Origin of the sequence: Mycoplasma miroungigenitalium, from assembly GCF_013008635.1 — a bacterium.
Lineage (GTDB): Bacteria > Bacillota_I > Bacilli_A > Mycoplasmatales > Metamycoplasmataceae > Mycoplasmopsis > Mycoplasmopsis miroungigenitalium.
Window position 1 is genome coordinate 548,450 of record NZ_CP053096.1, and the last position, 13,190, is coordinate 561,639.

Here is a 13,190-nt window from a genome sequence, read left to right on the forward strand (position 1 = left end):
GTTAAATTCCTTTCATTCCTAGAAATATTAGACTGGCTCCAATAACAACTATTATTAGACCAACTAAAATTAATGCTATATATAGAGTTCTTAATTTTCTTTGTCTTAACGTTTTTAAATTGGTAGCTATTAAGATGATATTTAAAATCAAAATTATTCCGCCAATAGCTGTTAATGTAATCCCAAAATTCTTTTCAAATTCATTAATTTTAGATTTTTGAATTTTTATATAACTAAGTGCATTAGTATAAGCTTCGTGATAATTTAAATAACTTTCATCATCAACCAATTTATTATTTGACAAGACACTTAATTGTTCGAACTGTGTATTTAATGTTGTTAAATTTGATGTAAATTTGTTATATCATTTCTCGATATTGAACGCAACAGGCGTAGATAAAGATTTTACTTTATAAACGTTTTTGGCTATAACATCAATAAATTCGTCAACAACATTGATATCATAATTTGTTTTAATCTTAGTTTTTTGTTTATAGGTTAGATTCATTAATTTGAAGTTTTGATTAATGATTTCTTTATTATTTTTAAAATACTCTGAATAATCATTTTCTAAAAATGAATCATAAATTTGGGCAATTGCAGAAAAATTATGTTCGCCATTATATGTTGAGGAAGCAACTGCATTAAGAAATATTCTAATTATGTCGTGTTTGGCCCCTGAAATTGGTCTAAAATCATCAATATTTTGCATCTTACCTGTTCAGTATTCTGAGCTTTTGTCAAAAGATATTAGAAAATCACTGGAACTTATTAATTTTATAAATTGATCAACCATTCCAAAAACCATACTTTGAAGTGCGGTATTTCTAATTTGATTGTAGTTTAAATTTTCGTCTAATCCAACAGCTTTATAAAACTTTAGAACGGTTTTTTCAATTGACTTTATTTGTTCGAACAGAATTTTTTGTTTAAATCTGTCTTTATTTAATTGAAGATTGAATTTAATATTGTAAATTCTCTTTAGTTCTGGTTTACTTCTTTCAAATATTGATACTTTTGCATATTCGTTTGTTATAGATTGAACTTTATAAATATATCTTGTATTGATTGGGTTATTAAAGAAAAACACATCTTTTCCTGAATTTATTGCAGCATTAAGATTTTCGTATGAATAGCCAACGAACTCAGACTTTAATAATGGAGCAAGAATAGGTAAAGCTTCAATTGTTGTTTCAGTAATGGTAGGATTAGTAGGCAATGGTGGTTTATTAGGCACCAATGGTGGTAATTGAGGCGGAGTTTCAGGTGATTTGGGAGTTTTTTTCTCATTTTGTATGAATTCTTGATTTTGTTTTAAATCAAATTCAACAAATCTTGTAGTTATCTTCTTGATGAAATAATCATCCCAATTTTTGAATCCTTTTGGATTGGTAATAACCAATCCAGATTCTTCGTTGTTTTCTCCTATTTTTGTGTATTTAAGAGAATAATCTTTATCAACGAGCAATAAATCATTTTTATCAAAAATAATTCCCTTAATTTCAGACATCATTGCTTCGGAATATTTTTTGATTGTTTTAATAAATTCTGATTTTTGTACAAGGTTTTGGTTTTCAGAAGATTTTTTTATCTTTTGAGTTTCGATTATACGATCATATTTTGATTGTTTATCATCACCGAGACCAAATACAATGTTTTCATATTGCTTTCCATTAAATTCCACAATTCCGTTACCCAATTTAGCTTCCCTGGCAATAGCATTTGGAAAAGTTATATATAAACCAAATGAATCGGGATTTTTAATGATTGTATTTTTATTGTTCTCGAAGAACGCTATTATTTTGTTCAAATAAATAGTTTTTGACAGAATTGATTTGTAATCTGATTTAGTATCAATTTTAACTTTTGCTAACTCGTCTTTTAGGAAGCTAGTGACTATTTCAATAGATTTTTCAATCGATTCGTTAATTTGTTTATTTCCTAATTCCTTAAATGTAAAAAAATCTGGGTCGGGAGTTTTTGGAATTTCTGGTGCATCAGGAGCATCGTGAGTTTGATTTTTTTCCTTTGTGTTTGCGCTAATTACAGTTAAAGGAATGGTCAATGATGTAATGGAACCTAATGAAAACAACAGTCTTCTTTTTTTATTCATATTCATCCCTTTCACACTCTACTAATGAAAACAAAATTTTCATTTTATACTCATATTGTATTGATTTCAATTTATTCAATTTTACTGATTCATCAAGTTTTAATCCAATATTCTTAGCAGAATTTAAATAATTTATTTTTGCAGAAACGTCTTTATATATATTTTTATATTCATTAATGTATTGATTATTTTCGACTTCTTTATAGACATTAACGTGTGAAAAAGTATTTATTGTTGCTTTATTATTGTTTATAACAACGCTCGCATTGTTCAAGAAACAAAAAAAGGTGCGTTTTTTAAATAAGTCATATATTTTAATAATTGTGGTGTTAAAGCTTGCAAGTGAATTTTTATTAATCAATTTTCAACTATATTCATCATCAACATTGAAGTATAGTAAGCAATTTTTGAACGAAATGTTAACATTTGATAGTGTATTTATTTCCAGTGAAATATTGTTTTCTTTATTTTCCATTTGGTTCGTCTCCGTAGTCTTTGTTTTTTCTAAAAAACATCACTATTTCTTCGATTTCTTTTTCACGTTTGTGTTTGATAATCTGTTTATTTAATTTCAATATTTCCTCATCTAATTGCTTAATTATTTGATTTGTTGATATTAGATTGTTTTTTGCATTATAAAAATATGATTCTATTATTAATGAATGAATTGCATTTGATAAAAATATATCTATCTGACTATCAATAAATTTTTCAATATTTGGATAAATTTCATAATTCTTAATATTTAAATTACTTATTTGACTTTTAGAATCAGTTAATTTATTAACATCAAAATTATCAATTGGTAATATTGTGAAATCTTCTTTGAAGGCTTTATTTGTATTGATTACGAAATGAACGCTGTCATACATTTCGTCTGCGTAGAGATATTTAACTAGATAAGTTAATTCATTAGCCAATTCTTTTTCAATAACTGAATTATCATAATTCTTTAATAAATTTAATTTATTTTGATTACAAAATTCATAAGCTCTTTGACCTATTGTAATGAAATCAGCGTTGACTTTTTTTATTTTGGTTAAAATCATTTTTTCATAACGAGTATATGAGTCTGTTGAGTGTTTTTGCTCTTCGGTCAGATAAATCCAAAGCTGCTTGGGTTTTTTGAACAATTTTGAAATCAATGAGGTAAATTTTGAACTTTTAAACTGATTTTTATTGATAAAATTGCTTTTAACAATGTATTGTTTTTGTAATTCATTAATTAAAACTTTATTAGTTAAAGCATTTTCAACATAAAATTGTAATTTTTTATTCAATTTCATTATGTTGATCAGCAAAATATTTTTTTCGTTATTAACACGTAGGTAAATGTTTTCTAAACTACTTTTCTTTTGTTCTATTTTCTTAAAATGCATTTAGACCTCAATCTTGGCCAGTATTTTAGGACTGAATAGCAATTTTAATGAGTTAGATTCATTACATATAAATAACGCTGTATTTGGGATTATTTCAATATAGCATTTTGATAAAAGTAATTCATTAATTTTGGAATTTAAAACATTTAAAAATTTATCTAAATTTGGTTCATTAGCTGTTGATAAATTCACGCAAAGATTTGTGGAAGAAGTATTTTCCTTTATGATTGGCACTAAAATATTCGGACTAAATTTTTGTTCTATATTGAAATTAATAACAAAATTATTGAAAATAATGTCTTGTTTATTATCCAGTGCAGTATTGATTTTATTCATAAATTCAATAAAAACAGGTGATTCAAAACCTAAACCTAACGACAACAACACAGAAGCATTTAATTGTTCGAACGTTATAAAATCATTATTTTTCAATATTGATGAATATGTTTCATATAGATTAATAAGTTTTAATTCATTTTCTAAAGACAAGTTTTTTACTTGTTTTTTATTGATTGGTTTGTTTTCCATTATTTTCTCCTTTTGCGAACTGTTTTTTGTAATTTGCTAGTTTAAAGACAACGAACCATAAGTCAACAAATGTGCAAATAACAAATAATATTGTAATTACAAATTGTACGACGGACATAATTTGTGTAAGCGAAAGATTCGAATTAATGTAGTTAAATCCTTGGTTATCGACAGAAATCATAATTTGATTTAAACTGAAAATTACAAGTAGCGTGGTCATAAATGCGAATTGCAAGTATATTAATATCAACGATACTTTATTGACTGAATTATTACGTTTTAAAAATATTAATAACATAGTCAACGAAGTCAGCACTGTTATAAACAATGTGATAAGGTTTATTTTATTATCGGTATTAAAAATAACTAGTAGCAAAAAGTTTGTTCAATTTAGTGTTAGAAATCCTGAAGTTAATAATGTGTTTTTTATAAGGCTTTTAGTTTTAAAAGGTTTGATAAATGTAAATATTAAATACAATCCCAAAACTATTATCGTTCCTGATATGAAACATAGGTATCTTCAATCTGATTGAATTGTTTTGCTTGAATCTATAAAGCTTTTTTTAGTACTAATTACGAAAAAAACTCGAATTGTTCATATTGATATAGCTAATAAAGAAATTAATAAAAAGTAAATTCTGCTTCTGAAATATTCTCTACTATATTGTCTGTTTATCAACAAATGAATTTTATCTCACGCAGAAAAGAATAAAATCAATGTAAAACCGACAAACAAACCAATTGTGATAAATAAATTACTTGTTTTTTTAGTGTTAATTAAATTCGTGAATCAATCAGCAAATTCGTTTCCTAGTAGCATAAATTTATAACTATTTGGATAGTTAGGATCAACAGATTTATTTGTTCAAATGAAAAATACAGTTAAAACTAATGCCACAATTATTGCTTTAGAAATCTGCGAAACAATTAAAATTGATGAATTTCCAAAGGTTAACGGGTCAGACTTTCTTTTAACATTGTATGAATACAACGCAAAACTTAAATCAATAAAATAAAGGGGTATTAAAACTCATAAAACTTTTGAAATTTTTATTGCTTCTTTATTATGAAAGGTAAAAAACAATATAAATGATGATACTGAAAGAATTAAATATAAACAATATCAAGGCCAGTAATTATTAATTTTTTCCTTATTTAAATAAATGTCGCCAAAAGATTTGATTATTGGATATAACAATAGAAATAACAGTATTGAAATCCTAAATAGAATACTGAAATTAAGTTCTCTTAATTCAACATTTGCGAAGTTGAAGAATAAATTTACTGATTGTTTTTCTGAAATAGCGGGACTAACATAAAATAACGTTTTATTAGCAAACATAAAAATAAATATTAATGACAAGAATAATCAAATGCCTATAATCGATAAATATATTTTGGCTGAAATATTTCGTTTTTGCTTGTTATTTATTGATTCAAAATCATCATATATTTTTTTATCATTTAAAATCAAATTACTCATATATTTTTGCTCCTTCAACAGATTTTGTTTTACTTATTCAATTCATTTTCAGTATTATTGAACAAAAATTGTGATGGTATATTGCTTTTTGATGCACCGTTTTTAAATAATCAAGTATGGATTCCGTTTTCTCCATATTTATTAATTAGCGAATCTAGATATGATGTTTTTTGTTCTTTTCCGCCACCATAAATTAAGTCATATTGTGGAAGATTATATTCTCCATAGGCGCCCTTATAGTCGTAACCCTCTGATCTAAAGGCTGCAACGAAATCAGTTTTTGCCGATTGTATTATTGTGCTGTGAACACCAACTAATTCGTTATTTTGGTTTCTAACACTTGAACCTGATGAACCGCCGACTGGCACAAAATGTCTAAGCATATATTGCAACCCTGAGTTAAAATAACTTTTTAGTTTAGTTTTAGTTTCGTCATATGTTTTATATATTTCTTTACCTCTAATTGGTGAAACTATAAAACCATCATTAATTCCAGGTTTATCAATGAATGAACGGTACCCAATTTGATATGAAAGGAAGTTTCCTCTTTTGTAACGTTCTTCACTGATGTTTGCTTTACCGCCTTCACTAACATTTGATGCGTTATAAAATCTATAATCAGAATTAGTTCATAAACTTTGATATGTTTCTTTTCATTTTATTTGATCATCATCATAATATCTTCTCAAAAAGAAATCTTCCCTAGCCATGGGATATCCTAAAGCAAATAATTCATCTGTATTTTTGTCTTTGCTGCCCTTTTTTCTGAAAGGATAGTCTATTTGTTCATAATTATGAAGGTATGATTTCGGAAGAAACTTAGTTTTATTTTTATCTTCTCTTGCGTAATAATTGTTAGTTATAGCTTTTGCTAGGTCTTCAGCATTGGCTAAAATATTAGAGTTCAACATCACATTATTACTTGTGACGCTAGATTGAATATTTTGGTTATTTGAAGTGATTTTTTCAAAGTCGATTTCAATTATCGCGAAATCAATCATTTCTTCAACATCTTTATATTTTGCTTTGTCTGTATCTGATAAGTATTTACTTGGTGACGTAGTTAAATAATCAACGGCGTCATAGATTTTTGTAACACCTTTTTGTACATCACTACCACTGAAACTGTAATTAGTGAATCTTTCATCCAAACCAGTTAGTTTTAAGACTGATTTGATTCCGGTTTCTGGGCTTAATACTGTTACATCAAAACCATTAAATGTGCTTGATGACATTAATTTTGCAACGTGGGAGTTTGTACCAAAATATCATTTAGTTGGATATTTTTTAGCTCCTGTTGGTATTTCATAATCCATTATTCACATAGTACCATTAGCACCACGGAATTTTCTATTCAATTTTAATTCAATTTGGTATTCTTTAATTTCTTTATTAAAAATTGCAATAACATCATCAAATGTATAATTTTGAATTTTATTTATTTCTTGATTTATTTTCGCACGGGCTTCTTGAAAGTTTTTTCTAATAGCGGCTTTATCTGCTTCGTAAGCAATATTTAATTCCCTTTCTTCGTCATAATTTAATAAGGTTAATTCAGTTTTTTTCTGGTCAATGGCAGCATCTTTATATTCTTTCAGTCTTTCTAATTCATTTTCGCTTTTTCACTTTGTTAATAAATCAATACTGTGTTGAGCTTTTGAAATTTCATCAATAAATGTGTCAGTATAGTTAAAACCGACCGCAAGTGTTTCTAGACCAATTTGCTTATAAAATTCATTAGGTAAAAGACGTGCTAACCCAATTGATTGATAAACATTTCGATCGCCTAAAAAATCTATTGTTGAATGTTTAGCTGGTACACTACCAGAAAAAATTGATAAACCATTAAAACTACCATCATTATTTAATTTTGGTAAGGTATATCCTTTATAAACTGAATCCTCATAAGAATTAATGTTTGCCAATTTTGCTTTTTCATTAAACTTTTGAGCGGCTATTGCAGTGTAATTTAGCTCCGGTCTTAATTGTTCAATAGATTGACCTTGGTATTGATTTTTAAGACCCTTCATATATTCCGTATTATCAATTTGGAATCTCTCCAATTGATTTGCTTGAGCGTATTTATCAAAATTAGAAATTGTATTTAAGTTAGGATTTTCTGGGAAAGTACCATCATCATTTACGCCACCATCAGTAGTTTTAAAGCCGCTTAATTCAAAAGAATTAATAAATGTAAAGCTAGTGTCATTTTTGTCAGCAAATAAAACTGTAATTTTCAATTTTCCAGTTAAATTTGCATTTCACTCAGTAGTGACAGCCGTTAATTGAGCAGTGATATTATTTCTAAATTTGTTTTTTAATTCTAACTGTACAATTTCCTCATAATTTTTTTCTATAGTTTGAGGCGTGAAATCTTTTTTATTTTTTTCAACGCCAAAATGAATTAATTTTAGATCAAATAGTTCATCAAATCCTAATTTACGTATTGAATTTATGCTATCAGAACCTAGCATTGTGCTTGTGCCAGTGCTTGTGTCATTGGTATTGGTATTGTTGTTATTTGAACCTGTAGATATTGAATTATCAACAGGAGCGTTATTTTCCTTATCATTCTTTATTTCTGTATCCTTCGATTTTGAACTATTAGTTTTGCAAGCAGATGATGATGCAATAATCGGCAATAACAACCCATTTGCTGTGAGTAGAATTAGTTTATTTTTTGTCATATTGTATCTCCTTATAAGAAATCGTAACCATCATCGATTTCTACTTTAATTCCTGCTGATTCTAATGTAGCTTTAACTGAGTCGTTTCCTTTATCTAGGACAACAATGCCAGTGAATGAATCATCACCGTTTTTAGCATATTGTGTGAATTTAAGCAAGTTTGCAATTGCACTTGGTGTAATTGATTTATCTGTGTATTTAAATTTAGTTGTATCTCTTTTGTTTGAGAAGAAAATTTTTGGTGTTTGATAAGGACCAGTCGCAAAGTTTTCGAGTCCGGCTTCATTTAAATCTTTCAATCCAACTTCGTAATAACTTTGATTATTATAAAAAGTTACACGTTCTATTTTCCGCACTCCGTTAGAAGGTTTCAATGTATCTTTAAAGATTAAGCCATGCAATGTTTTTATATTAGGAACTCTACTAAAATCTAATCCCATTGGGTAACTGTTTCCTTTTTCATTGTCATCTGGATTCAAGCCAGGACCTAAACCGCCTTGGAAGAAAGGTTCGTTATTTCTGGCATAATATGCCATTCTTAATCCTAAATTAATTCTTTCATAAGGGTCTGTTGCGTTTTCATTGTAGTCTTCTTCATCAAATGCAAGTGTATCGAAGGTTATTCTTGTAGCAATTTTTGAATTTGCGCCGTATTCTGAGCTGACATTGTAATCATTAGTATTAATTCACTCAGTGTTTCTAACTGATAGCGGGTTTACATTTCATTCGTTTTGCAATGAGTTTCCTAATGTATAGAGTGAAAGTTCCTTAATATGTTTGTTTTCCAACGCAATTAATGAACCAGTGTTTGTGGCCTGAGCTGAGAAATATAGTTCTAGTTGTTTGATTTCATCTGGTAGTTCTTGTAGGATAGGTTTGAAAGCTTGCGCAGAATCTTTTTCACCCATATTTTTGATGCGATATGAAACAACTGGAAGATTTTTTTCTTTGATTTTTTTAATTAATGAGATTGTTTTGTCATAGCCAGATTTGTTTGATGCATCTATTTCAATAACGATACCTTCATTTATTTGATTTTTACTATTAAGAGGTGTATCCCTTTTCATTAAAATAGCATTAATTCCGTCACCGCTAGTTATCAAACCATCAAATCTTGGGTCATTATTTATGTTTGATTTTGACCAGCCAGGATAATTTCCATTTCTAATGTCATCCGGAGAACGACCCCATTCACTGTTATAGCTAAATACTCTTCTGGTATAGTTATCTCTTTTTAGTCTTGATGTTACTGTATTGAATTCTTCAGGTGGCGAGTATGCATGTGAATCAATTTCACCGTTTTCATTAATGTAAACATTATGAGGATCTGTTGTGTATCCTTTTGCCAAATAATTTTCAGCATTAGAAGTTAATTTTGTAACTTTAGTGATATCAAAATTTTCGAATAATCATGTGTAGCGATGTTCTTTGCTTTCAAATTCGTTATTTGCAAGCATTTTTTTGTAAATTTCGGCTTTACCTGGTTTCAAAAAATTTACAACATTTGGTGAATCGAATAACCGGCTTCATTTGTAACTCAAATCTTCTCAAACCCAAGGTTGTTGTTTTCAAAATTTTGATATTTCTCTAGGGTCCTTAATTTGACTGGCTAATCCTCACATCATCGAAGCATCGTGCGACACTAATCCAGCCTTAGTATCACCGACAACTTTTTCTCTTAACTCGTCTGTAACTTCAATACTATTGATTTTTCCTGTACTATCATTAATGTAAGGATTAACATTTGCTATTTTATTTTCTACATCAAAATTAAATATTTTTCTTGGTTTATGTGGAGTAATGTCAGCTTTTACTTCGACACCCGCAATTATGATGGTATTAGTTTTTGTATCGTGAAAATTGGTTTCTGTCTGTTTTTTTGGGGGAGTAGGGATTGGTTTTGGTTTTGGTTTTTCCGGTTCTGGCTCGGGTTTTTCCGGTTCTGGTTTTGGTTTTTCTGGTTCAGGCTTAGGCTTCGGTTTTTCCGGTTCTGGTTTTTTTTCTTCAACTTTAATTATTTCTTTTTTTGGCTCGGGTTTTGGTTTTTCTGGCTCAGGCAAAGGTTCGGGCTTTGGGATTTCTTTCAAATTCATATCTGCGTTAGAAGGGTTTGTATCATTTAATTCCAAATTATCTTTTGGTATAAAATTTGGTTTTGCAATCTTAGAAGAAGTATAATCGTTTGACAACTGATTATTGGTTGAGGCAAAATAAACTATAGTTGCAATTGAACCAGATACTGCAACACTTCCTAATAAACTTAATAAAATAATTTTCGTTTTACGCTTCTTAAAAAAACTCATGATTTATCTCGCTTTCATTAGTCATAATAATTAATACCATATATTCACTAATATAATTTTTCTTTTTTGTTTTTTTTCATTATTTAGCTACTTTACTAATAACACTTATTTATAGATAATTTCGGAAATATAAAAATATTTTTACACATTTAAACAAAGGTTTTTTTAGCCGTACATCATGTACTTATGTAGAAATTATCATTTTTTGAAATAAATTCGACAGTCTTTTAATGAAAAAACTCAATTCTGAAGCATATTTTTTACCTTAAAAATGGTTTTTTTATTATTGTTAGTATCAACGCTGTTAAATAAACAAAAAAAGAATTTGTCCTGAAACAAATTCTATGATTTGTAATTGCATAATGAAAGAATTAAGCTGTAGTTGAGTTTCTTTTAAGTGTTTTTGCAGTTTTAGCACTTACTCTTAAAGTAACTTTTTTACCATCAACGTAAACTTTGATTTTTTGTAGGTTAACGTTAAATTTTCTTTTAGATGCGTTCATAGCGTGTGAACGTTTGTTACCAGTTTGTGCACGTTTTCCTGTTAATTGATCTACTCTAGCCATAGTTGCTCCTTTCAGTGATTATTAATATATTGTAAAAAAGTATTCTTATTATACAAAGAAAAAGACTTTTTGATAATTTTTTTTAAAACACAATTATATTATTGTTTTTGATAGCTAATTATTAGCAAAATTAATTAAGATTTAATTTATCGATTAGCGTTTTTGCTGCGATGCAACCATCGGCTGCCGCAGTTACAAGTTGACGAACTTTTTTAACAATAATGTCCCCAACAGCAAATATGTTTTCAACTTTAGTTTCCATTTCTTCGTTGACTTGAATAAATCCTTGTTTATCAACAATATTTAAATGTTCATATATTGAATTATCAGGGATGAATCCAATTAATGAAAATAAAGCTCTAGATTGAATTTCCTTTTCACTGCTGTCGATATTGTTACGTACTATTATTTTGGTAAAACCTTTGTCGTTTCCGACCAATTCAAGTATTTCACTATGTGTATGAATCGTGATGTTTTTGACTTCTTTAATAGCATCAATCAGTATTTTGTCAGCCGTTAATTCGTTTAATACAATTAAATCAACATGACTGACAAATCTTGAAGCAAATATTGCTTCTTCAACTGCTGAATTACCGCCACCCAACATAACAACATTTTCGTCACGATATAGCGGTGCGTCGCAGGTTGCGCAGAAATGAACACCCAGATGTTTATATTGATAATAATTTTTGATAAATGTTGGTTCTCTGTGTTTTAAACCAGTAGCAATTATTATTGATTTTGCTCTTAAACTTTTCCCATTTGCAAGTAAAACTTCTTTGTCTCATAAATCATGAGAATTAATTTTAAGCACTTCCCCCATAATAACTTTAGCGCCGTACTCTTTTGCATGATTAAGCATATTTATACCTAAATCATAGCCTGAAATAGTTGGTGTCCCTAGTCAGTTTTCAACTGTAGCGCTAGTTACAATTTTTCCGCCAGGATTTTCTTTTTCAATCATGACCACATTCAATCCGCCTCTAGCAGCGTATAGCGCAGCGTTAGCGCCTCCGGGTCCTGTACCAATAATGATAATATCGTAATTCATATTAACCTCTAACTTCTGAGTATTCTGGTTTTTTTCTATCAAAAAATCTAGTTTTATTAATATGTTCTAAATATTTTTGAGGGTGTGCATAAACATACTTAAATCTAATTCCTTGTTTTTCTTTGTGATAATGCACATGATTAAAGAATTGAAAGTAAATAAAGAATAGTGAACCAATTGCAATAAAGACAAGAGATGCAATCGTATACATTTGGTATGCGTCTTGACGTAGCGGTTCTAACGCAAGTCTGACTAAACCATATCAAATGAAATATAAAGCTGACGATGAACCAGGTTTCAATAAACCAAATCCATTTATAATTCAAACCAAAATTAAATATCCAAATAAGTTAGCTAATCCTTCGTATAAGAACAATGGATATCTAAATAAGCCTGGCTGATTTAAACTTTGGCTATAAACATCGCTAATAAACATATTTTGAGCAAAGTTTTTGCCAAAAATTAGCACTGAAGACCCATCTCAGTCTACCTTGCCGTATAGTTCATGGTTTGCGTAGTTTCCTCAACGACCGATAAATTGACCGATTAATACCGCCGGTATTATAAAATCTAATGCTTTTCTAAAATCTACTTCATGACGCTTGTGATACATATAGATACTGTCAACAATTAGACAAAGCACAACACCACCTTGGATACTCAATCCACCTTCTCATACTTTATATCATGATGATCAGTCAAATTCGGGAACGTATAGCGCCACTTCGACTAAATCCCATAGACGAGCGCCAATTATTGCTGATGGTATTGTTAAGACGATTAGTGTGTATAAAATTTCGAATTTATATTTTTCACGTTTTCAGAAAAATGTAATCGTTAATATTGAAGCCAAAATACCCAATAGCAGTGTAATTGAGTATGTTCTAATTGGAAACGACCCAATATGGAATAATGTGGAACCTGAGTTCGCAGGGACGCCGGCAACAATGTCATAGTAATTGTTTGGATTCACAACTCCTCCTTTATTAATTTAATGATTTACATTTTACTATATTTCATATTTATTTTTTAATCTATAATTTTTATTATTCACGTTAAAAGAATATTTTGTGCGATATT

The 13,190-nt window shown here is 28.7% G+C and carries 10 protein-coding genes; all 10 read right to left on the reverse strand.

Going from position 1 to position 13,190, the window contains the following annotated elements; translation table 4 throughout:
* Position 1 precedes the first annotated feature (1 nt).
* The 10 genes from HLA87_RS02625 to lgt all read right to left on the reverse strand — a co-directional run bounded on the left by HLA87_RS02625 (position 2) and on the right by lgt (position 13,083).
* Positions 2-2,113 carry an MSC_0620 family F1-like ATPase-associated subunit gene (locus tag HLA87_RS02625; protein ID WP_171111657.1) on the reverse strand — a complete coding sequence of 704 codons (2,112 nt, stop codon included), beginning with the start codon at positions 2,111-2,113 and terminating at the stop codon, positions 2-4.
* Entirely contained in the window at positions 2,106-2,588 is a 483-nt protein-coding gene (locus tag HLA87_RS02630) for an MSC_0621 family F1-like ATPase epsilon subunit (RefSeq protein WP_171111659.1), read from the reverse strand. Before HLA87_RS02630 ends, HLA87_RS02625 begins: the two co-directional genes overlap by 8 nt.
* Positions 2,578-3,492 (reverse strand): MSC_0622 family F1-like ATPase gamma subunit, encoded by a 915-nt coding sequence (locus HLA87_RS02635; protein WP_171111661.1) that lies wholly within the window; start codon positions 3,490-3,492, stop codon positions 2,578-2,580. Before HLA87_RS02635 ends, HLA87_RS02630 begins: the two co-directional genes overlap by 11 nt.
* Positions 3,493-4,020: an MSC_0623 family F1-like ATPase-associated protein gene (locus HLA87_RS02640; protein WP_171111663.1), complete on the reverse strand. Its 528-nt coding sequence runs from the start codon at positions 4,018-4,020 to the stop codon at positions 3,493-3,495.
* On the reverse strand, positions 3,998-5,503 hold the full coding sequence (locus HLA87_RS02645; RefSeq protein ID WP_171111665.1) for an MSC_0624 family F1-like ATPase-associated membrane protein: 1,506 nt from the start codon (positions 5,501-5,503) through the stop codon (positions 3,998-4,000). Before HLA87_RS02645 ends, HLA87_RS02640 begins: the two co-directional genes overlap by 23 nt.
* A 29-nt stretch (positions 5,504-5,532) precedes the next feature.
* Entirely contained in the window at positions 5,533-8,190 is a 2,658-nt protein-coding gene (mip, locus tag HLA87_RS02650) for an Ig-specific serine endopeptidase MIP (protein WP_171111667.1), read from the reverse strand.
* An 11-nt stretch (positions 8,191-8,201) separates the two neighbouring features.
* Positions 8,202-10,493 carry a putative immunoglobulin-blocking virulence protein gene (locus tag HLA87_RS02655; RefSeq protein ID WP_171111669.1) on the reverse strand — a complete coding sequence of 764 codons (2,292 nt, stop codon included), beginning with the start codon at positions 10,491-10,493 and terminating at the stop codon, positions 8,202-8,204.
* A 371-nt stretch (positions 10,494-10,864) separates the two neighbouring features.
* Positions 10,865-11,059, reverse strand: a complete 195-nt coding sequence (gene rpmB / locus HLA87_RS02660; RefSeq protein ID WP_171111671.1) for a 50S ribosomal protein L28 — start codon at positions 11,057-11,059, stop codon at positions 10,865-10,867.
* Positions 11,060-11,189: 130 nt separating this feature from the next.
* Positions 11,190-12,110 carry an NAD(P)/FAD-dependent oxidoreductase gene (locus HLA87_RS02665; protein ID WP_171111673.1) on the reverse strand — a complete coding sequence of 307 codons (921 nt, stop codon included), beginning with the start codon at positions 12,108-12,110 and terminating at the stop codon, positions 11,190-11,192.
* Position 12,111: 1 nt separating this feature from the next.
* On the reverse strand, positions 12,112-13,083 hold the full coding sequence (gene lgt / locus HLA87_RS02670; RefSeq protein ID WP_171111675.1) for a prolipoprotein diacylglyceryl transferase: 972 nt from the start codon (positions 13,081-13,083) through the stop codon (positions 12,112-12,114).
* Positions 13,084-13,190: the final 107 nt, after the last annotated feature.